General features: G+C 61.0%; 22 protein-coding genes and 1 pseudogene. 20 read left to right on the forward strand and 3 right to left on the reverse strand.

The features are described from left to right. The first annotated feature begins 1 nt into the window (after position 1). The 15 genes and pseudogenes from FGQ61_RS05030 to FGQ61_RS05100 all read left to right on the forward strand — a co-directional run bounded on the left by FGQ61_RS05030 (position 2) and on the right by FGQ61_RS05100 (position 9191). On the forward strand, positions 2-628 hold the full coding sequence (locus FGQ61_RS05030; RefSeq protein WP_138374780.1) for a histidine phosphatase family protein: 627 nt from the start codon (positions 2-4) through the stop codon (positions 626-628). A gap of 448 nt (positions 629-1076) precedes the next feature. Then, positions 1077-1697 carry a 50S ribosomal protein L3 gene (rplC, locus tag FGQ61_RS05035; RefSeq protein WP_035137484.1) on the forward strand — a complete coding sequence of 207 codons (621 nt, stop codon included), beginning with the start codon at positions 1077-1079 and terminating at the stop codon, positions 1695-1697. A 46-nt stretch (positions 1698-1743) separates the two neighbouring features. Continuing rightward, positions 1744-2370, forward strand: a complete 627-nt coding sequence (gene rplD, locus FGQ61_RS05040; protein WP_006235032.1) for a 50S ribosomal protein L4 — start codon at positions 1744-1746, stop codon at positions 2368-2370. Continuing rightward, entirely contained in the window at positions 2371-2658 is a 288-nt protein-coding gene (gene rplW / locus FGQ61_RS05045) for a 50S ribosomal protein L23 (RefSeq protein ID WP_022094197.1), read from the forward strand. It abuts the gene before it with no gap. A gap of 179 nt (positions 2659-2837) precedes the next feature. After that, entirely contained in the window at positions 2838-3668 is an 831-nt protein-coding gene (rplB, locus tag FGQ61_RS05050) for a 50S ribosomal protein L2 (protein WP_022094198.1), read from the forward strand. Positions 3669-3700: 32 nt separating this feature from the next. Beyond that, positions 3701-3961, forward strand: coding sequence for a 30S ribosomal protein S19 (gene rpsS, locus FGQ61_RS05055; RefSeq protein ID WP_006235035.1), 261 nt, complete (start codon positions 3701-3703; stop codon positions 3959-3961). Between the two features lie 14 nt (positions 3962-3975). Further along, entirely contained in the window at positions 3976-4347 is a 372-nt protein-coding gene (gene rplV / locus FGQ61_RS05060; RefSeq protein WP_006235036.1) for a 50S ribosomal protein L22, read from the forward strand. 6 nt (positions 4348-4353) lie between these two features. Then, entirely contained in the window at positions 4354-5064 is a 711-nt protein-coding gene (gene rpsC, locus FGQ61_RS05065) for a 30S ribosomal protein S3 (RefSeq protein ID WP_138374781.1), read from the forward strand. Then, positions 5064-5480 (forward strand): annotated as a pseudogene (gene rplP, locus FGQ61_RS05070) (50S ribosomal protein L16); the annotation flags it as partial. The gene rpsC and the pseudogene rplP, both read left to right, overlap by 1 nt. 86 nt (positions 5481-5566) lie before the next feature. After that, a complete protein-coding gene (gene rpmC, locus FGQ61_RS05075; protein ID WP_006235039.1) occupies positions 5567-5782 on the forward strand; it encodes a 50S ribosomal protein L29 in 216 nt (71 codons plus the stop codon). Between the two features lie 16 nt (positions 5783-5798). Then, positions 5799-6059 carry a 30S ribosomal protein S17 gene (gene rpsQ / locus FGQ61_RS05080; protein WP_006235040.1) on the forward strand — a complete coding sequence of 87 codons (261 nt, stop codon included), beginning with the start codon at positions 5799-5801 and terminating at the stop codon, positions 6057-6059. A gap of 118 nt (positions 6060-6177) precedes the next feature. Then, entirely contained in the window at positions 6178-6546 is a 369-nt protein-coding gene (gene rplN, locus FGQ61_RS05085; protein ID WP_006235041.1) for a 50S ribosomal protein L14, read from the forward strand. Positions 6547-6559: 13 nt separating this feature from the next. Beyond that, positions 6560-6865, forward strand: a complete 306-nt coding sequence (rplX, locus tag FGQ61_RS05090; protein WP_006235043.1) for a 50S ribosomal protein L24 — start codon at positions 6560-6562, stop codon at positions 6863-6865. 496 nt (positions 6866-7361) lie between these two features. Beyond that, positions 7362-8441: a Gfo/Idh/MocA family protein gene (locus FGQ61_RS05095; RefSeq protein WP_138374782.1), complete on the forward strand. Its 1080-nt coding sequence runs from the start codon at positions 7362-7364 to the stop codon at positions 8439-8441. 3 nt (positions 8442-8444) lie between these two features. Beyond that, a complete protein-coding gene (locus FGQ61_RS05100; RefSeq protein WP_138374783.1) occupies positions 8445-9191 on the forward strand; it encodes a DeoR/GlpR family DNA-binding transcription regulator in 747 nt (248 codons plus the stop codon). 377 nt (positions 9192-9568) lie between these two features. Here the strand turns inward: FGQ61_RS05100 and FGQ61_RS05105 are convergent, their stop codons facing one another. Both FGQ61_RS05105 and FGQ61_RS05110 read right to left on the reverse strand, forming a co-directional pair. After that, positions 9569-10228: an RluA family pseudouridine synthase gene (locus tag FGQ61_RS05105; RefSeq protein ID WP_249360943.1), complete on the reverse strand. Its 660-nt coding sequence runs from the start codon at positions 10226-10228 to the stop codon at positions 9569-9571. Positions 10229-10243: 15 nt separating this feature from the next. After that, positions 10244-12739 (reverse strand): U32 family peptidase, encoded by a 2496-nt coding sequence (locus FGQ61_RS05110; protein WP_138374784.1) that lies wholly within the window; start codon positions 12737-12739, stop codon positions 10244-10246. Between the two features lie 299 nt (positions 12740-13038). Here FGQ61_RS05110 and FGQ61_RS05115 point away from each other — a divergent pair, with 299 nt between their 5' ends. Continuing rightward, the gene (locus tag FGQ61_RS05115; protein WP_055285184.1) at positions 13039-13416 is read left to right on the forward strand and encodes a RidA family protein; all 378 of its coding nucleotides are present in this window, start codon (positions 13039-13041) and stop codon (positions 13414-13416) included. 113 nt (positions 13417-13529) lie between these two features. Here the strand turns inward: FGQ61_RS05115 and FGQ61_RS05120 are convergent, their stop codons facing one another. Beyond that, the gene (locus FGQ61_RS05120) at positions 13530-14186 is read right to left on the reverse strand and encodes a helix-turn-helix transcriptional regulator (protein WP_249360945.1); all 657 of its coding nucleotides are present in this window, start codon (positions 14184-14186) and stop codon (positions 13530-13532) included. 352 nt (positions 14187-14538) lie between these two features. Between FGQ61_RS05120 and FGQ61_RS05125 the strand changes: the two genes are divergently transcribed. The 4 genes from FGQ61_RS05125 to FGQ61_RS05140 all read left to right on the forward strand — a co-directional run bounded on the left by FGQ61_RS05125 (position 14539) and on the right by FGQ61_RS05140 (position 21124). After that, positions 14539-15933, forward strand: a complete 1395-nt coding sequence (locus tag FGQ61_RS05125) for a uracil-xanthine permease family protein (RefSeq protein WP_055285183.1) — start codon at positions 14539-14541, stop codon at positions 15931-15933. 195 nt (positions 15934-16128) lie between these two features. Then, positions 16129-17484, forward strand: a complete 1356-nt coding sequence (ssnA, locus tag FGQ61_RS05130; protein WP_138374785.1) for a putative aminohydrolase SsnA — start codon at positions 16129-16131, stop codon at positions 17482-17484. A gap of 149 nt (positions 17485-17633) precedes the next feature. After that, the gene (ygfK, locus tag FGQ61_RS05135) at positions 17634-20633 is read left to right on the forward strand and encodes a putative selenate reductase subunit YgfK (protein WP_138374786.1); all 3000 of its coding nucleotides are present in this window, start codon (positions 17634-17636) and stop codon (positions 20631-20633) included. A gap of 11 nt (positions 20634-20644) precedes the next feature. Further along, entirely contained in the window at positions 20645-21124 is a 480-nt protein-coding gene (locus FGQ61_RS05140) for a 4Fe-4S binding protein (protein ID WP_006235055.1), read from the forward strand. The last annotated feature ends 8 nt before the right edge of the window (positions 21125-21132 follow it).

Consider the following 21132-nt stretch of genomic DNA (forward strand, 5'->3'; position numbering starts at 1 on the left):
CATGAAGCGTCTATATCTACTCCGCCACGGCCAGACGGAATTCAACGTCAAAAAGCTGGTCCAGGGCCGCTGCGACTCACCGCTCACCGACTTAGGCCGTCAGCAAGCCGGGATGGCAGCTACATGGATCAAATCTCACAACGTCGTTCCCGACAAAGTGGTCTCTTCACCCTTAGGCCGAGCCATGGACACAGCTCGGCTCGTCGCAACCGAACTCCTTGGCCCGGACGCAGCAGTCGAGCCCTGCGAAGGCATCATTGAGCGCTGCTACGGCACCTTCGAAGAAGGCCCCCACGACGCATTGCCTACCGACGTCTGGGATCCGGGTGAGGATTTGGTCCCCTTTGGAGGAGAAGGGAACCGCGCGCTGCAAGAACGCATGGTAGGCACCCTCACCAATCTCATGGGAGCCGAGGGCATCGAAACCCTCCTAGCAGTAAGCCACGGCAGCGCCAGCCGCCAATTCATCAAGGCTGCAGCCCCAGAGGGCTTCGAGCTCCCAACAAAACTCCCCAACTGCGCCATCATGATCTTCGATTTTGACGAGGAAAAACTACAAGCAGAGGGCGAGCCAATGCAATGCAAGTTCACTCTCCAGCAAATAGTGGACCCCCAACAAAGAAATTAGCTGAGCGAGCAGAGTTAAGCAGACATCAACGTGTCGTCTCCCGAGCTTGGCAGAGGGGCGGCGAAATATATTAAGTTTGTCGCGAGTTCCGCACGCAAAGGAAAGCACTTAATGTGCTTTCCGTCTTGCGCAGGACTGTAGAGCAGCAAACTTAATATATTTCGCCGCCCCTCTGCCAAGCCCAGGCGACTCCACGCACTTTACCTGCGTAAACAATGTGAGTGAAATATGAATCTCGATGGATACGCCCGCAGCCGTGTATACTAAACAACTGTGTGTAACCAGGGGAGTATTCTGGCTGGACAAAATGCCTGCTTAATAGGGTTGTCAGGTAGTCCGGACGCAATACAAGGCTGGGGAGCACGTCGTGTAAGTAGTGGTCCTCTAGGGGCGTACGCTCGGTGGTGTACGCATTGTCCCAAGACCACGCGAGAGTTGGGATCATATCTTGATCAGCATGATTCTCGGCCGCAAGATTGGCATGACCCAGGTTTGGGACGAGGACGACAACGTCGTTCCCGTCACGGTCATCCAGGCTGGCCCCTGCGCTGTCTCGCAGGTTAAAACTCAGGCAACCGACGGCTATGACGCCGTCCAGATCGGTTTCGGCGACATCAAGGCCAAGAACGTGAACAAGCCCATGGCTGGTCACTTCGCCAAGGCTGGCGTCGAGCCTGTCCGTTTCCTTCGTGAGGTCCGCGTCGAGAACGGCGAGGAGCACAAGGTCGGCGAGGTCGTCACCGTCGCTGATTTCGCTGATGTCGAGAAGGTCGACGTCATCGGTACCTCCAAGGGTAAGGGCTTCCAGGGTCGCATCAAGCGCTGGGGTCAGCGCCGCGGTCCTATGACGCATGGTTCTCACTTCCAGCGTCACCCCGGTTCTATCGGTCAGTGCGCCTATCCTGCGCGCGTCCTCAAGGGCGTCAAGATGGCCGGTCACATGGGTAACGAGCGCGTTACCGTCAAGAACCTTTCCGTTGTCCGCATCGATGCCGAGCAGAACCTCATCTTGGTCAAGGGCGCTGTCCCGGGTGCCAAGAATGGTCTCGTCGCCATCCGTATGGCCTAAGGGCCCAGCCCATTTAGCCCAGCGTCATACCAAGGAGAACACTTAAATGGCAAAGTTTGAAGTAAAGAACAGCGAGGGCAAGAAGGTCGCCGAGGCCGAGCTCGCCGCTGAGGTGTACGGCATCGAGCCGAACATCCACGTTATGCACCACATCGTCAAGTGCCAGATGGCCTCTTGGCGTCAGGGCACCCAGTCCGCTAAGGGCCGCTCTGAGGTTTCCGGTGGCGGCAAGAAGCCTTGGCGTCAGAAGGGCACCGGCCGTGCCCGCCAGGGTTCCATCCGTGCTGCCCAGTGGCGTCACGGTGGCGTTGTCTTCGCCCCCAAGCCCCGTTCTTACGCTAAGCGTATGAACAACAAGGAGGTCAAGCTGGCTATGCGCTCCGCGCTGTCCGCCAAGCTGGCCGATGGCGAGCTCGTGCTCGTCGACGACTACGGCTTCGAGAAGCCTTCCACCAAGGCTGCCGTCGCCATGCTCAAGGCTCTCGGCCTTGAGGGCAAGCGTCTGACCATCATCGTTCGCGATGAGGACGTCAACGCCTACCTGTCGTTCCGCAACATTCCCAAGACGTTCATCATCACTGCCGACGAGGCCAACACCTACGATCTCGTCAATAACAACGCTGTGCTGATGCCCGCCGACATCGCCGCTCACTTCGGGGAGGTGCTTGCATAAATGACCGCCCACGAGATCATCATCCGTCCGATCGTGTCCGAGCGTTCCTTCTCCGGCATGGAGCTGAACAAGTACACGTTCGAGGTCGCCAAGGATGCTAACAAGTATCAGATCAAGGACGCTGTCGAGGAGATCTTCGGCGTCAAGGTCGTTCGCGTGAACACCCTGACGGTCAAGCCCAAGACCAAGCGCGTGCGCTATGTCGCCGGCAAGACCCGTTCTTGGAAGAAGGCCATCGTCACGCTGGCCGAGGGCGACACCATCGAGGTCTTTGGCAACCAGGCCTAAGACTCGCTGCTGTTGAGTGAGCTCATGCCTCCCAAATAGGGGAGGCGAGAGCTCAAGGTTTTGGGCGTATAAAATGGACACGCCCGGAACCGTGTATACGTCCGGTGTCATCGCACCCGAGGCAGAACCTCGAATCCCTGTCTGCGATGGCTAACGGATTCCTATTGAAAGGGATTGTAATGGCTGTAAAGCACCTTAAGCCGACCTCCGCTGGTAGGCGTTGGCAGACGATCTCCGATTTCTCCGAGATCACCTGCACCAAGCCCGAGAAGTCTCTTCTCGAGCCCCTGCCCAAGAAGGCCGGTCGTAACAACAACGGCCGCATCACCACCCGCCACCAGGGCGGCGGCGTGAAGCGTCGTTACCGCGTGATCGACTTCAAGCGCAACAAGGACGGCGTGCCCGCCAAGGTTGCCACGATCGAGTACGATCCGAACCGTTCCGCTCGCATCGCTCTGCTGCACTACGCTGACGGTGAGAAGCGCTACATCCTGGCCCCCAAGGGCCTCGAGGTCGGTCAGACCATCATGTCCGGTTCTGACGCCGACATCAAGCCGGGCAACGCTCTGCCCCTCGCCGACATCCCCGTCGGTACGCTCATCCACGCCGTCGAGTTCCAGCCGGGCAAGGGCGCTGCTATCGCCCGTTCCGCCGGTAACTCCTGCCAGCTGATGGGTAAGGAGGGCAAGTACGCTATCGTCCGTATGCCTTCCTCCGAGATGCGCCGCATCCTCGTTACCTGCCGCGCCACCGTCGGTGAGGTCGGCAACGCCGATCACTCCAACATCGTCATCGGCAAGGCCGGCCGTAAGCGTCACATGAACGTGCGCCCGACCGTCCGCGGTACCGTCATGAACCCTGTCGACCACCCGCACGGCGGTGGCGAGGGCAAGAACCACACCTCTGGTCGTCCCTCCGTTACCCCCTGGGGTAAGCCGACGAAGGGCCTTCGTACGCGCAAGAAGAAGAAGGTCTCGAACCAGCACATCATTCGTCGCCGTAAGAAGTAATTTCGGATACCGAGTTTTAGGAGAAAGCACTTATGAGCAGAAGTCTCAAAAAGGGCCCGTTCGTGGAGACTCGCCTTCTCTCGCGTATCACCGCGATGAACGAGGCTGGCAAGAAGGACGTCGTGAAGACCTGGTCCCGCGCGTCCACCATCTTCCCCGAGATGGTTGGTCACACCATCGCCGTCCACGACGGCCGCAAGCATGTGCCCGTGTATGTTACCGAGTCCATGGTTGGTCACAAGCTCGGCGAGTTCGCGCCGACTCGTACGTTCCGTGGCCACAAGGCCAAATAGGGGGTTAACCGTAAATGGCAACTAAGTCTATTGAAACTGAGGCCACCGAGGTTCGCGCCGTCGCTAAGTACGTGCGTGTTTCCCCCAGCAAGGCCCGCCTGGTGGTCGATCTGATCCGCCGCAAGCCTGTCGCTCAGGCCTTCGACATCCTCCACTTCTGCGACCGCGCCGTCGCCGTGGATGTCGAGAAGGTTCTCCGTTCCGCCGTTGCGAACGCCGAGAACAACAACGGTCTGCGTGCCGACAACCTGGTTGTCGCCGCTGCCTATGTTGACGAGGGTCCGACGCTTAAGCGCATCCGTCCCCGCGCCAAGGGTTCCGCTTCTCGCATTCTGAAGCGTACTTCCCACATCACCGTCGTCGTTGCTCCTCGAAAGGAGGCGTAAAGCTGTATGGGTCAGAAAGTCTACCCCACCGGCTTCCGTCTTGGCATTACCGAGAACTGGCGCTCCCGCTGGTTCGCAGAGAAGGATTACGCTAAGACCCTCGGTAACGATCTCGAGATTCGCAAGTACCTCGAGAAGCGTCTTTCCCGCGCAGCTGTCTCCCGCGTCGAGATCGAGCGCGCTGGCGACAAGGTGAAGGTCATCATCCTCACCGCTCGCCCCGGCGTTGTCATCGGTAAGAAGGGTGCCGAGATCGATACTCTCCGTACCGAGCTCGAGAAGGTCGCTGGCGTCTCCAAGGGCCAGCTCTCCGTCGACGTTGTCGAGGTCAAGCGCCCCGAGCTCGACGCCAACCTCGTTGCTCAGTCTATCGCCGAGCAGCTCGAGGGCCGCGTTGCCTTCCGTCGCGCTATGCGCAAGGCTGTCCAGTCTGCCCGCAAGGCCGGCGCTAAGGGCATCCGTATCCAGTGCTCCGGTCGTCTCGGCGGTGCCGAGATGGGCCGTCGTGAGTGGTACCGCGAGGGTCGCGTGCCTCTGCACACCCTCCGTGCCAAGATCGACTACGGCACGGCTGTCGCCAGCACCACTATGGGCGCTTGCGGCGTGAAGGTCTGGATCTACCTAGGCGAGAAGCTCCCGGGCCAGCCTGTTCCCAACCCTGCACTCGAGGGCTCTTCCCGTCCTCGTCGTCGTAACTCCGAGAGGAGGGGTCAGTAGTGCTTGCCCCTAAGCGTATTCTTCACCGCAAGGTGCAGCGTGGCTCCATGAAGGGCCAGGCCAAGGGTAATACCGAGCTGCATTTCGGCGAGTTTGGTATCCAGGCTCTCGAGGCCCATTGGATCACCAACCGTCAGATCGAGGCCGCTCGTATTGCCATGACCCGCTACATGAAGCGTGGCGGTCGTGTCTACATCACGATCTTCCCCGATAAGCCCATCACCAAGAAGCCTGCCGAGACTCGCATGGGTTCTGGTAAGGGTAACCCCGAGGAGTGGGTGGCCGTCGTCAAGCCCGGCCGCATCATGTTCGAGGTCAAGGGCGTGCCCGAGGAGGTCGCTCGCGAGGCTCTGCGTCTTGCACAGCACAAGCTTCCCATCAAGACCAAGATTGTTGCTGCTAAGAACGCTGAGCAGCGCATCGAGAAGGAGATGGCTGAGGAGGCCGCTCTCGAGGCCAAGTGGGCTGCTGAGGACGCCGCCGCCGCCAAGGAGGAGAACTAATGAAGCCCGCAGAGATTCGTGAGCTCTCGGACGCTCAGCTCGTTGAGAAGCTGAAGGAAATGCGCGCCGAGCTCTTTAACCTTCGTTTCCAGATGGCCACCAGCCAGCTGGACAACACCGCTCGCGTCAACACCGTGAAGAAGGACATTGCTCGCGTCCTCACGGAGCAGCGCGCCCGCGAGATCGCAGCGGAGAAGTCCGCTGTCGCCGAGTAGGACCTAAGGAGAGAACATGACTGATTCGCGTAACTCGCGTAAGGTCCGTACGGGTGTCGTTACCTCCGTCTCCGGTGCCAAGACCATTGTCGTCACCATCACCGAGCGCAAGCGTCACCCCAAGTACGGCAAGATGATGACCAGCTCCAAGAAGCTGCACGCTCACGACGAGGAGTGCACGGCTGGCGTGGGCGATACCGTCCGCGTTATGGAGACCCGTCCTATGTCCAAGATGAAGCGTTGGCGCCTCATCGAGGTCGTCGAGCGCGCTAAATAAGCAGTCGCTCTTACGACTTGTACGTTTCCGAAGATGTGCGTATGCCTGGTTTGCATACCACAGGCCGTCTAAAGGCTGCGCACCTCTCTTCGGTTCTTAGTTCGGAGGAACATCTACCATGATTCAGATGCAAACCATGCTGAACGTCGCCGACAACTCCGGCGCTCGCAAGATTCGCTGCATCAAGGTGCTTGGCGGTTCCAAGCGTCGTTATGCAGGCATCGGCGATGTGTTCATCGGTGCTGTCCAGGAGGCTACCCCTGGCGCCAATGTCAAGAAGAAGGACGTTGTCCGTTGCGTCGTCGTTCGCACCGTTAAGGAGATCCGCCGCAAGGATGGCTCCTACATTCGCTTTGATGAGAACGCCTGCGTTGTCATCAACAACGATGGTTCGCCCGTCGGCACCCGTATCTTCGGGCCCGTCGCTCGCGAGCTTCGTGACAAGAAGTACATGAAGATCGTCTCGCTCGCTCCCGAGACCCTGTAGTTAGGGGAGATATATGTATATCAAGAAGGGCGATAAGGTCCAGGTTCTCTCTGGTAAGGATCGCGGCAAGCAGGGCGTTGTCCTGCGTGCTCTCCCCGCCGAGAACAAGGTCGTTGTCGAGGGCGTTTCGGTCGTCAAGAAGGCCGTCAAGCCCAACGCTGCCAACCAGCAGGGCGGCATCGTTTCGCAGGAGGCTCCCATCGACGCCTCCAACGTCAATCTCGTCTGCCCCGAGTGCGGTAAGGTTACCCGCGTCGGTCACGAGAAGGACGGCAAGAACAAGCTGCGCGTCTGCAAGAAGTGCGGCCACAAGTTCTAAGCTGCCCGCAACATCAAGTTGCTAGCAAAGGCCCGGATGCCCCACGGCATCCGGGCCTTTTTCTATCCCCACTCATTGGGGACAGACTTAAATGAGTGGCCTTGATTGGCAGTCATTGGGGACAGACTTAAATGACTAGTTGATAGGGACGGTCTTTAGATCTGTATATCTGGCCATCTAGGATAGGCTTCAACGAAAGCGGCACCTAGGGACAGTCCTTCGATGTCTGGTGTCCCCAGAGGGGTGAAGTAATACAGCTGGCTCTGTCTTTAGGGCTTTGGTGCTCCGCCCCTATATGTTTCACAAGGATTGTCGCATGCGCATTTACGCGCAGAGTCTTGCGCGATGATTCGCATGGCCGCGCAAATATCTGCTAACTATGGCTAAATAATGACCGACAAGCAAATAAACACGCAAATACGAGCAAATGCGCGCGCATTTGTGCGAATATAGGGCTGTTGGAAATGAAGAACTTCCGATGATTCAGGAGGCACATATGGCAGATTCCAAACAGGCTCCGCTCGACGCCGAGGCAGCCGCAAAGGCGGTGTTTGCCTCGGTCCAGGATCAGCCGTTCCCCGATGATATCTTTACGGCCCCCGAGCTCCGCTGGGCCGTGATCGGGTGCGGCGTTATCGCCAACCAAATGGCCCAGTCCCTCGCTCTGGCCGGCCGCAAGCTCGCGGGTGTCGCCAACCGTACGCTGTCCAAGGCCCAGGCTTTTGCCGAGCAGTATGGCGTCGAGAAGGTGTACGAGACGATTGAGGACCTCTACGCCGATCCAGACATCGATGCCGTCTATATCACCACGCCGCACAACACGCATATCACCTATCTGCGTGCCGCGCTGGCCGCCGGCAAGCACGTGCTCTGCGAAAAGGCCATTACCCTCAACTCCGCCGAGCTCGACGAGGCCCGTGCCATCGCCGACGAGCATAACGTGGTCCTTATGGACGCCACCACGGTGCTTCACATGCCGCTGTATCAGGAGCTGCGCCGTCGCATGGATGCTGGCGAGTTCGGCCGCATGAATCTCGCTCAGCTCAACTTTGGCAGCTATAAGGAGTACGGCGACCTGACCAACCGCTTCTACAACCGTAGCCTTGCCGGCGGCGCCATGCTCGACATTGGCGTGTATGCCCTGTCCGTCATGCGCCTGTTTATGGCCAGCCAGCCAGCCGAGGTCGTGTCTCTGGGCAATACCTGCGAGACTGGCGTTGACGTCGCGGGTGGCATTGTCTGCCGTAATGCTGAGCAGCAGCTGGGCGTCGTGAGCCTTACGCTCCACTCCAAACAGCCCAAGCGCTCGGTCATCAGTTTCGATAAGTGCTATATCGAGGTCAACGATTATCCGCGCGCCGACCATGCAACCATCGTGTGGACTGCAGACGGTCACCGTGAGGAGGTCCACGCTGGCACCGAGGCATACGCTCTGTGCTACGAGATGGCCGACCTGGAGAAGGCCGTTGCCGGCGATGATTCGAAGCGCGAGCTTCTGGGCTATGCTTCCGATGTTATGGAGCTTATGACCAAGCTCCGCGCCGATTGGGGAGTCGTGTACCCCGAGGAGGAGTAAGCGATGCTTGCGGAAGATAGGCTCAACGCGATTGTGTCGATGATACAGCAGACCGGCTCGGTCACCGTACCGGAACTTGCCGAAGCCCTGGGCGTGACACCGTCCACCATTCGCCGTGACTTGCAAACGCTCGACCGCGCGCACCGTATCGCCAAGGTGCACGGAGGCGCGACAAGTCTGGAGCGCGCGCACGTGACGCGCGACCTAACGCTCAATGAGCGCAGCGATCTCCATAATGATGACAAGGAGCGCATCTGCGCCCGTGCGGCGGCGCTTGTGGAGCCCGAGAGCTTTGTGTACATCGATTCAGGTTCGACGACGCTTAGGCTCATCGAGCATCTTCCGCGCCTTGAGGGCGTCACCTATGTGACCGATTCCGTGCTCCATGCTCAGCACCTCGCTCTGCGCGGCATGCGCACCGTGGTGCTGGGCGGCGAGCTCAAGCCCGAGACCGAAGCACTCGTTGGCCCCGATGCCTTGGCAACCCTGGACCGCTATAACTTCAACTGCGGTTTTTGGGGTTCCAATGGCATCGCCGCCGAGCAAGGTCTCACCACACCGGATATCGAGGAAGCGCAGGTCAAGCGTATCTCGATGCGCCATACCGCCAAACGCTTCGTAATCTCGGACGCCAGCAAATTTGGCATGGTGGCGCCCGTCAAGTTTGCGGACTTCCGCGACGCAACGATCATTACCGCAGGTGAGGTCCCCGCCAAGTATCGGGCGATGGATAACGTCATCACGGTCTAGCGACAGGGCAAGGTCAAAACCATTTAGGTTCCTCAATAGAAAAGCGGCAACACCCTCGATGGGCGATGCCGCTTTTGTTGTCTGCCGTTTTGTCTAAATCTGTAACAACTAGACCGTTAAAAGTGGGCTAGGTGTTACAGATTGAGATGCTTCCGAACCTTGCCGTCCCTTTGTCTCGATCTGTAACATCTGGGACCGATTTTGACGAGTTATTGTTACAGATTGAGATTTTCCCTTGAGGGGGATTCGAATGTCTCGATCTGTAACAGATAGACCGGAAAATGGGTTCTAACTGTTACAGATCGAGACGTTTTGGGACCGCGGCTGAGCCATTGGGGCAAAACCACCACGAAGGTGCCTGTCCCCATTGTGGTGGTTTAGGGCTCCCAGGGGCAGGGGGCTTCGATGTGGATGTGCTCGCCGGTTACGGGATGCGTAAAGGACACGCTGTGGGCGTGGAGCATCAGGCCGCAGGGGCGCGGCGTTCCGTACAGGTCGTCGCCAACCAGGGGGTGATGCTCGCTGGCCAGATGCACGCGAATCTGATGCTTGCGGCCGGTGAGCAGCTCGACATCAATATACGAGCGCGTGGGCAGGCCACGACGGCTCTTAAGACGTTTGAGCACCTTCACGCGCGTTTGAGACGGCTTGCCGCTGGCGCCGACGCGCATCTTTCGGCTGTCGTGACGGTCGCGGGCGATGGGCTTGTCGATGAGCTTCTCGTTCCAGTCGATCTTGCCCTCGGCGAGCGCTAGGTAGTGCTTTTCGAAAGCGTGGTCGATAATCATCTGGTCAAAGGCGGGCTGCGTCTGCTTGTCGAGCGAGAACAGCACCACGCCGGTGGTGTTGCGGTCCAGGCGGTTGAGCGGCTGCATGTCGGTCGCGGCAAAGCCGTCGCCCATCGCCAGCAGCAGGTCGCTGGCGTAGTCGGTGAGCGTGCGCTCGCCGGTGCCGTCGCCGTGGACGATCATGCCGGCGGGCTTGTCGATGGCCATAAGCCAGGCGTCGCAGTAGAGGACTTGAGGTTCTTCGTTCACGTGTAAGCCTTTCGGTTAGCTGATTCCCACAAACATGCAGCCCGAAGTCGCCCCGCGCAGGCGGGCGGCGGGCTTGCGGCCGGCTTGAGCTGCCTCGACGGCGCGACGGACGCGAGCGACGGCACGGGCGATCTCATCCGTCTCGAGCAGCGTTCCGTCCACCATGAGACGACGCACGCCGGCATCGAGCAGCTGAGGAACCTGAGGCGTGAGGTCGATGGGGTAGGCGTCGTACAGGCGCGAGCGGCCGTGGATGTCGGTACGCACCGGCATGACCTTTCCGTCGATATTCTTGAGCGAGAGCTTGCGGGCACGCAGGCGGCAGTTGGCGCAATCGTGGATGCAGCCGTTGGCAACCTGCAGAATGCAATGCTCGCTTGTCATGACGCGCGGGCGGCCAAAGACGGTGATGCCCAGAGCCGCGGGCGCGGCGGCGCCGAGCGAGACAATCTCGTCGAGCGTGATCTCGGGCGAGAGCCAAAACGCACCGGCTCCGCGCCCGGCAAGCGCCTCCATGCAGGGCGTGTTGTGCACCGGCAGGCAAGAGCGAATCTCGGCCGTGGCGCCGGCATGCGCGGCCAGGGCAAGCTCAGAGATGTTGCCAATAGCGACCGTGGCGCCGGCAACAACCCACGGGTCGACGCGTACGTGGTCAACGGCGCGGCAGACCTCGTCGAGTACGGGTACGATGCCCTGCTCAAATACATCGGCGGGGGAGAGCTCGGCCGCATCGAGCGCGTCGGTGGTCATGTAGATGCGCGTTACGCCCTCGGCGCGAGCGGCCTCGGCGGCCTCGAGCGAGGTGACGGTGGCGCAGATCTGCGGCTCATCGCGGTAGTGCTCGGGCGCGGGGCGGGAATCACTGGTTACAATCGCCGGCAGCTCGAGCGTTTTCGCGCGCTCCTCGTACGGTGCCAGAATGGCCTTTTCCAGTGCCTTACAAGCGGCGGCGCGCACCTTGTGCACGGCGGAAAAGCCCATACCGCAGCCCTCATCGAGCGCCACATCAAAGCTCGCGGCCTCAAAGGGAGAGGAGCCCATGCGCCCGACGTGCTCAATCAGATCGGATGCCTCGACGGCGCGGGTCTTGGCGGCCTCGACGGTGAAGCCCGTGGCGGTGGCGGTGAGCGCGGGGTTGTCACAGCAGGTGAGTGTGACAGTAAACGGCTCGCCCAGACGCGCCACGACGGTTACATCAACGACGCGGCGGCGCAGTACATCGCGCTTGAGCGCGGCGCCGGCGGCGTCGATGGCGCGCTGGCTTCGAATCACGCGCACGCGGCAGCCCTCGGGCATGCTGCGGGGCACGCGACACTCAATGATGTCACCGGCGGCGGCATCATCGGCGGCAATGGTGGTCAGGAACTGGTCAAACTCGTTATCGTGGCGAAGCTCCAGCAGGTCGCCCTTGCCCACGGGCTCAAGCAGCTCAATGCGGGCGATGGCGGCGCGGCGACGGCGATCGTCGGGCTTGAGTCCGCGTACATCGCGGTTGGCCAGACGGCTGCCCAGCACCGTGCCCACAATCTGGCCGCGGTTGTTGGAGCGCTCGTAGCTCATCATCTCGTCGCCCGAGGTGCCATCCTGGTAGGCGTGCGTAAAGTCGCGATTAAAGCAGCGCTTGAGCTGGCGCTGGCGGGCTGCATCCTCATCCTTGGAGGTCGAAACATCGGCCAGCATGTCATCAATCTGATGACGGTACACGTCGACGATGGAATACACGTAATCGGGGGCCTTCATGCGGCCCTCGAGCTTGAGCGATGCGGCGCCGGCGTCATACAGACGGCGAACAAGCAGCGACGTGTTGGTGTCGCGCGGGCACAGCGCGCGCTCGCGACCGGCAGGGGAGAGCGAGCGGCCGTTCTCGTCAATTAGCTCGTAGGGTAGGCGGCAGGGCTGGGCGCACATGCCGCGGTTGGCCGAGCGGCCCGCCATGGCAAAGCTCGAGAGCAGGCACAGACCCGAGTAGCAAAAGCAGATGGCACCGTGGCTAAAGACCTCGAGGTCGACATCGGGCGCGGCGTCGTGGATGGCGGCGATCTCGTCGATGGAGAGCTCGCGCGAGAGGGTCACGCGGTCGGCGCCCTGCTCGCGGCACCAGATAGTTCCGCGGTCGTCATGGATGTTCGCCTGGGTCGAGATGTGCGTCTCGATGCCGGGCATCGTGCGTTTGACCTCAAAGAACAGGCCCCAGTCCTGGATGATGAAGGCGTCGGCGCCCAGCGTGGAGCAGCGATGGATGAGTTGCAGCGCATCGCCCATCTCGGACTGCTTGATGACGATGTTGACCGTGACGTAGACGCGCGACCCGGCTAGATGTGCGGCGCGGCAGGCTTGCTCAAAGGCCTCGTCGGTAAAGTTGGTTGCCTTGCGGCGGGCGTTGAAGCTGCCCATGCCGCAGTAGATGGCGTCTGCCCCCGCGGCGAGTGCGGCGGCAAAGGGCTCGGGCCCTCCGGCGGGCGCCAAAAGCTCGGGTCTGCGGTTGGTGGTTCGACTGGCGGTTGCGGTCATATCCTGCCTTTCAAAATGCTCAGATACTCAAAAGTATAGTGGCGTCGCTGCGGTGGGCGATGCCCGCAGCCTAAGCAGGACAAAGTCTTCAGCAGCTTGGACTGGCTGACCCCGCGGAGAACCGTTCAGCGGTTCGGGGAAACCGTTGGGCGATAAAATATTCTCGCAACGTGATAATAATCTTGCATCGCACGGAAACCTTGAGTACTATCCCAATCAAGCGCGGTGTTCAGACCGAATTGTGCCTCCCGGTGCGAACGCCGCGCTCACGCTCTCTATTTGATTGTAAGGAGAAAAACATGAGCAAGACCGTCGTGTCTTCCGATAACGCACCGGCCGCCATCGGCCCGTATTCCCCCGGTATCCAGGCCGGCAACATGGTGTTCCTGTCCGGCCAGCTGGGCATCGACCCCGCGACCGGCAAGATGCCCGAGGGCGTCGAGGCCCAGGCCAAGCAGTCCCTCGCCAATGTCGAGGCCCTGCTGACCGCTGCCGGCGCCACCTTTGCCGATGTCGTCAAGACCACGGTCTACCTGGCCGACATCGCCGACTTCGCCGCCGTGAACGAGATCTACGCCTCCAAGTTCGAGGCCCCGTTCCCCGCGCGCAGCGCCTTCCAGGTTGCCGCCCTTCCGGCTGGCGGTCTGGTCGAGATCGAGGTCGTCGCCGCTCTCTAAGGCGTTGGCCACAACTAAACATGACATGCAAAAAGACCCTGCAGCGCAGTGCGAGCTGCAGGGTCTTTTGTCAAGTGACGGATCGCTTGTGGAGCCGCGCTCCATGTTGCTCGTTAGCCCTCCTTGCGAACTTTTTGCAGGTAGCGGTAGACGCTGGGCTCCGAGATGCCCAGCGCGGTGGCGGCGCAGGCCACGGCGCCCTTGAGCATGAACACCCCGTTGCCGTTGAGGTGGCGAATGACGTCCACGCGGTCGCTCTGGCCAAGCGACGCCACATCCAGCCCGCGCGCGCTCAGCAGCTCGGCAATACTGCGGTCGATGAGCTCCTGTGTGGACTCTGAAAGGCTTTCGACCTCGATAGGGGCGGGCTCCGTGCGCGTCGGCGCCGCGTCGAAGCACGCCATGAGCTGCTGCGCCATGGCGTTGATGGAGCGCACGGTCGAGAGGTCGGTGTTGACGCAGAGCATACCGACGATCTCGTCATTCTCGCGGATAAAGTACGTCGCCGACTCCAGCGTCTTGCCGCCGGCACCGCGCCCCTCGTAGCCCGTAATAAACGGCAGGTCGCGATACTTGGGATCGTGCATGATCTTGAGTGCCAGATCGGTGGCGGGACCGCCTACCTTGCGGCCGCTCACGATGCCGTTGCGAATATCGACGATGGCGTGGTCGGGATCCGAGAAATCGTGCAGCACGATTTCGCTGTTTTTGCCGAGTATCTGCTCCAGAAAATCGACCATCGGCAAAAAGCGACGTACGGTCTCGTTCACGGGCAACTCCTTTGGGTGAAATCGGAAATGTTCATAACAATTTTTTCTCATGGTAACACGCTGCCCATCATCTCGTATATCCGCAGGTACATTGCGTAATGCAGACGAACGGTAGGAATTTAGCGGTAAACGGTTGACCAAAAGAAAAGTTAGATGCTATTTTTACCAGACACTTTTCTGACCTGCGGAAATGCGTTATTTCAGCTGAAGAATAGTCTGATAACAAAAAATTATTATTGAGAATGAGAATCATCTTTAATACGATATGCAATGAAGGCACAACCTCAACCCCGCACTGCGTCACAATAGAGCGTTAGATGCGAAAACAACTACTTCGAGGATTGGTGGTCAAATGACCCAGGAGACGGTTACGAACGGCACTGAAGCCCTGTTCACTCGCGAAGGCATGCCTCCCGTTAAGGAAATGATCCCGTGTGCCCTTCAGCACGTACTGGCATCGTTTGCCGGCATCATTACCCCGGCGGTCATCATGGCCGGCGTCTACGGCTTTAATAGCCAGCAGAGCACCGACATCATCCAGGTCGCGCTCATTCTTTCGGCAATCGACACGGCCCTTCAGGCCTTCGCTCCCTTCCGTCGCATCGGCGGCGGCCTGCCCATCGTCATGGGCGTTTCGTTCGCGTTCCTCCCGGCCCTCCAGGCCATGGGTGCCTCGGGCTTTAGCTTTGGTGCGCTGCTGGGCGGCGAGATCGTCGGCGGCGCCGTCGCGGTCCTCTTTGGTCTGGCCTACAGCAAGATCAAGTGGCTGTTCCCGCCCGTCGTGACCGGTACGGTCATCTTCTCCATTGGCGTCTCTCTCTATCCCACGGCCGTCAAGTACATGGCCGGCGGTATGGGTACGCCGCTGTGGGGCACCCCGCAGGCCTGGTGCGTTGCTCTTATCACCTTCGCCGTGGTCTTTGCGCTCGCCAACTTTGGCAAGGGCACGCTCAAGCTGGGATCTGTGTTCTTTGGCATGATTGTTGGCATGATCGTCTCCATCCCCTTTGGCATGATCGACTTCTCCAGCGTCGCTACCGCCCAGGTCTTCGCCCTTCCCAAGCTCATGCCCTACGCGCTCGAGTTTGATCCCGAGGTCTGCATTACCCTCGCTGTCGTGTTCCCCATGGTCGCCATCCAGGTTATCGGTGACGTTTCCGCCGCCTGCCTGGGCTCCATCGACCGTATGCCCACCGAGCGCGAGCTCTCCGGCGCTATTGTGTCCCAGGGCCTCACCTCTATGGTCGGCGGTCTGCTGGGCGGTCTTCCCACCAGCGCCCTTGGCCAGAACGTGGGCATCATCTGCTCCAACAAGGTCGTCAACAAGTGGGTCTTTGTGATCATTGCGGCCGTCTTTGCCATCGCCGGTCTGTTCCCGCAGCTCTCTGCCGTCCTTTCCGCTATCCCGCAGCCCGTCATCGGCGGCGCGACCGTCGGCGTCTTTGGCACCATCACCATGAACGGCGTGCGCATGTTCACCCGCGAGGGCCTCACGCAGCGCACTACCACCATCGTCGGCACCTCCGTCGTCTTTGGCCTGGGTATCTGGATGGCCAGCGGTTGCCTTGCCGGCGAGGGTATGCCCGCCTGGGTGTCCACCGTCATCGGCTCCAATGCCGTAACCCCCACCGCCATCATGGCCATTGTCCTTAACCTGATCCTTCCGCAGACGCCGGTCGTGGCTCAGCACATCGATGCTGCCAAGGACGCTGCCGTGGATCTGGTCTTGCCCGAGAGCAAGAAGTAACCAATTCGGTGCTATTCGTCGGCGGACGCATCGCCTCGTCCGCCGACGCCATGCGGCACCAAGCCGCACTTCAAAGGGTTTGTCCCTTTGGTGAAGCGTTGACGGGAGAGGGCCCGTTTCCGGTGTAGGCCGGCGCTTCGCACTCCGCCATGTCAGAGGTGTCAAACCCCGCCTCTGATGTTGAAGGGAGCATCCATGCTTCTGGTCGCTAACGGTTCCGTCTTTACCCGCAACGCTCAGACCCCGTTTATTCCAAACGGTGCGGTCGCCATTGACGGAGATACGATCGTCGAAGTGGGCCCCGAGCGCGAGCTCAAGGCCAAGTACCCGGATGCCGAGTACGTCGATGCCCAGGGCAACCTCATCATGCCCGGACTCATCAACTGCCACACCCACATCTACTCGGGTCTGGCCCGCGGCCTTGCCATTAAGGGCTGCAACCCCACCAACTTCCTGGAGAATCTTGAGCAGCAGTGGTGGAAGATCGACGACAACCTGACGCTCGACGGCACCAAGGCCAGCGCCTATGCCACGATTTTGGACTCCATCCGTGATGGCGTCACCACGATCTTCGATCACCATGCGAGCTTCTGCGAGATCCCGGGAAGCCTCTTTACCATTAAGGATGCAGCTCAGGAGCTGGGCATGCGTTCGTGCCTGTGCTACGAGGTTTCCGATCGCCGTGGCCAGGAAAAATGCGACCAGGCCATTGCCGAGAACGCCGAATTTGCCCAGTGGGCCGCCAAGGAGCGTCGCGATAACGACAACCACATGATCGCTGCCATGTTTGGCGGGCATGCCACCTTTACGCTGTCGGACGAGACCATGGACAAGATGGCCGAGGCCAACAACGGCCTGACCGGCTTCCACATCCATGTGTGCGAGGGCATGAATGACGTGTGGGACTCCCGCCTCAACCGCGGTGGCATCAGCCCCGTCGAGCGCCTGCTGCAGCACAACCTGCTTGGTCCCGACACCATGCTGGGCCACTGCATCCACGTGACGCCTGCCGAGATGGATATCGTCAAGGAGTCCGGCACCTGGCTGGTCAACAACCCCGAATCCAATATGGGCAACGCCGTGGGCTGCGCCCCCGTGCTCGAGTTCTTCCGCCGCGGCATCCCCGTGTGCATGGGTACCGACGCCTACACCCACGATATGCTCGAGAGCCTTAAGGTCTTCCTGATCATTCAGCGCCACAACGCTGCCATGTCCAACGTGGGCTGGTGCGAGGCCATGACGATGCTGTTTGAGAACAACGCCAAGATGGCGAGCAAGTACTTCGATCGCAAGCTTGGTGTGCTCGAGGCCGGCGCTGCCGCCGACGTTATCGTTATGGACTACAAGCCCTTTACGCCGCTGAGCGAGGAGAACATCGACGGCCACATGCTCTTTGGCATGATGGGCAAAAACTGCCGCACCACCATCATCAACGGCCGCGTCCTGTACAAGGATCGCGAGTTCGTTGGGATTGATGAGGACAAGATCAACGCGTGGACCATGGCTGAGTCCAAGAAGCTCTGGAGCACGCTCAACGATCGCACCTACTAATTCACAAGTAGATTCACGCGCGTCGGGTGTTTCGCCGCATTCGACGCGCGTATAGGCGACCTCCGCGGGGTCGCCGGCGCTGTGCTAGCGCTACACCGTATTTGCGCCCGCCGCGCGGTCTCGCCGGGCGTTACAGAGAGGAGCTCACTATGAGCGACATCATGAGGCCGATCCCGTTTTCGCAGCTGATGAACTGGATCATCGAGGAGCACAAGACTCAGGGCGCCGTCTTTGGCGTGCGCAAGATGGTCACGGCCAACCAGGAGGGTGCGCTTCCCATTTTTGACGAGCGCATCGAGACCCCGTTTGGCCCGGCCGCCGGACCCAACACGCAGCTTGCCCAGAACATCGTGGCCTCTTATGTGGCCGGTTCCCGCTTCTTTGAGCTCAAGACCGTTCAGGTTATGGACGGCGAGGAGCTCTCCAAGTGTGTGAACAAGCCCTGCATCGTGGCACAGGACGAGTGCTACAACTGCGAGTGGTCGACCGAGCTCGAGGTTCCGCAGGCCTTTGCCGAGTACGTGAAGGCATGGTTTGCCTGCCACCTGATCGCTCGCGAGTACGGCCTGGGCAGCCCGGACGGCTTTGTCTTCAACATGTCCGTGGGTTATGACCTGGAGGGCATCAAGAGCCCCAAGGTCGACGCCTACATCGAGGGCATGAAGGACGCCAGCGGCTCCGACGTCTGGAACGAGTGCCGCGCATGGGCGCTCGCCAACCTGGACAAGTTTGAGCATGTCGACGCCGCGTTCGTCGAGTCCATCCCGGCACGCGTCTCCAACTCCATCACCGAGTCTACCCTGCACGGCTGCCCGCCCGCCGAGATCGAGCGCATCGCGACCTACCTCATCACCGAGAAGGGCCTCAACACCTACATCAAGTGCAACCCCACGCTGCTGGGCTATGAGTTTGCTCGCCAGCGCCTCAACGAGCTGGGCTTTGACTACATCGTCTTCGATGACACGCACTTCCGCGAGGACCTGCAGTGGGCCGATGCCGTGCCTATGTTCGAGCGCCTGATTGCCCTGTGCGCCGAGCGCGGCCTGGAGTTTGGCGTCAAGCTCACCAATACCTTCCCCGTCGACGTGACGAGGAACGAGCTGCCTTCCACCGAGATGTACATGTCGGGCCGTTCGCTGTTCTCACTGACCATCGAGGCCGCCCGTCGCATTACCGAGCAGTTTGATGGCAAGCTGCGCATCAGCTACTCCGGCGGTGCCACGGTCTACAACATCCGCGCCCTGTACGATGCCGGCATTTGGCCCGTTACCCTGGCGACCGACGTGCTCAAGCCCGGTGGCTACGAGCGCTTTAGCCAGATGGCCGGCGAGTTTACCGACCTGGACGGCAAGCCGTTCGCGGGCGTCTCTCTCGAGGCCGTGACGGCGATCCAGACCGACTCGCTCACCAATCCGCTCTACAAGAAGCCGCTGCGCCCGCTGCCCGACCGCAAGGTCGCCGGCAAGAGCCCGCTTTCCGACTGCTTTACCACGCCGTGCCGCACGAGCTGCCCCATCCAGCAGGATATTCCCGCCTATCTGGCGGCTGTTGACGAGGGCCGCTACGAGGACGCACTCAACATCATCATCGAGCGCAACGCCCTGCCGTTCATTACTGGCACCATCTGCCCGCATCCCTGCGGCCGTGCCTGCGAGCGTGCATTCTACGAGCCCGAGGGCGCCCAGATTCGCGCCAGCAAGCTCAAGGCCGCCCGCGAGGCCATGACCGCCGTGCTGCCCAAGCTGCGTGCTCAGGCCATCGCCAACGACAGCGAGCGCAACGTTGCCGTTATCGGCGGCGGCCCGGCCGGTCTGGCGACGGCGTTCTTCCTGACGCGTGCCGGCGTGCCCGTCACCATCTTTGAGGCTCGCGATTCGCTCGGCGGCGTGGTTCGTCACGTCATTCCCGAGTTCCGCATTGCGAGCGACGATATCTCCCACGATGCCGAGCTCTGTCTGGCCTTTGGCGCCAAGGTGCAGCTCAACGCCCGCGTGGAGTCCATCGACGAGCTCAAGGCCCAGGGCTTTACCGACGTGGTCGTGGCCACCGGTGCCTGGATGCCCGGCTCTGCGGGCTTGGGCGAGGGCGCCGAGCTCGATGTGCTGGAGTTCCTCGAGGCCGCCAAGAGGGGCGAGAAGCTCGAGCTGGGCGAGGACGTCGTGGTCATTGGCGCCGGCAACACCGCCATGGATGCGGCTCGCGTGGCCAAGCGCCTGGCCGGCGTGAAGAACGTGCGCCTGGTGTATCGCCGCACCAAGAAGCAGATGCCCGCCGACGAGGAAGAGCTTGATCTTGCTCTTGCCGACGGTGTTGAGTTCTGCGAGCTGCTGGTCCCCAAGGCGCTTAACGGCGCCGTGCTGACCTGCGACGTCATGGAGCTTGGCGAGCCGGATGCAAGCGGCCGTCGCAGCCCCGTCGCCACGGGCGAGACCGTCGAGCTTTCCGCCACCACGGTGATCTGCGCCGTGGGCGAGGGCATCGATGCCAGCCTGTACGATGCCGCGGGTGTCGAGCACGACCGTCGCGGCCGCCTTGCCGCCACCTCCACTGGCGTCGAGGGCGTTTGGGCTGCGGGCGACTGCCGCCGCGGTCCTGCCACCGTGGTCGAGGCTATTGCCGATGCCGCCGAGGTCGCCCGCGCCATCGCCGGCGTGGACTTTAACAAGTACGCCGACTGCAACGAGCAGGCCGGCCGCGAGGACACTTGCTACGAGCGCAAGGGGTCGCTGTGCCGCGACAAGCGCAACTGCACCAAGACTCGCTGCCTGGGCTGCGGCTCGGTGTGCGAGGTCTGCTGCGATGTGTGCCCCAACCGTGCCAACGTGGCAATTAAGGTGCCGGGCCTGGCCAAGCATCAGGTCGTCCACGTCGATGGCATGTGCAACGAGTGCGGCAACTGCGCCGTGTTCTGTCCCTACCAGGAGGGCCGTCCCTACAAGGACAAGCTCACCCTGTTCTGGAGCGAGCAGGACATGGAGAACTCCGAGAACGAGGGCTTCCTGGCTGTGGACGAGGACCACTTTAAGGTCCGCGTCGCCGGCACGGTCCGCACCGTCTCGGTCGATGCCGTCAACACCGGCCTTCCCGAGGCCGTCCGCCTGACCATCAGGGCTGTGCGCGACAACTATCCGTATCTCCTTAAGAAATAGGCGAGTCTCTTATGGCCAAATCCATTCAACATAACGTGGCCTACGTTGCCTGCGGAAGCGGTTGCGCCTCCGCAGGCGGCGACGCCCGCTGCAGCGAAGGCTGCATTGGCTGTGGCGCCTGCGTCACGGCCTGCCCCCACGGTGCCATTGCGCTGGTCGATGGCATCGCCCGCGTGGATCGCTCAAAGTGCACGGGCTGTGGCCTGTGCGGCATGGCGTGCCCGCAGCGCGTGATTGCCTTCGTCCCCGGCTACCAGAACATTCTGGTGCGCTGCAACAACACCGATAAGGGTGCCATTGCGCGCAAGATTTGCGACACGAGCTGCATCGGTTGCGGTATGTGCGCCAAAAAGTGCCCTGCCGGCGCTATCCGCATCGAGGACAACTGCGCCCATATCGACGGCGTGGACTGCCTGTCGTGCGGCATGTGCGCCGTCGTCTGCCCGCATGGCGCCATCCACGACCGCACCGGCATCGCCGCCGGCGTGTAGAAGGGAAT

Source organism: Collinsella aerofaciens (assembly GCF_005844325.1).
Taxonomy (GTDB): Bacteria; Actinomycetota; Coriobacteriia; order Coriobacteriales; family Coriobacteriaceae; genus Collinsella; species Collinsella aerofaciens_G.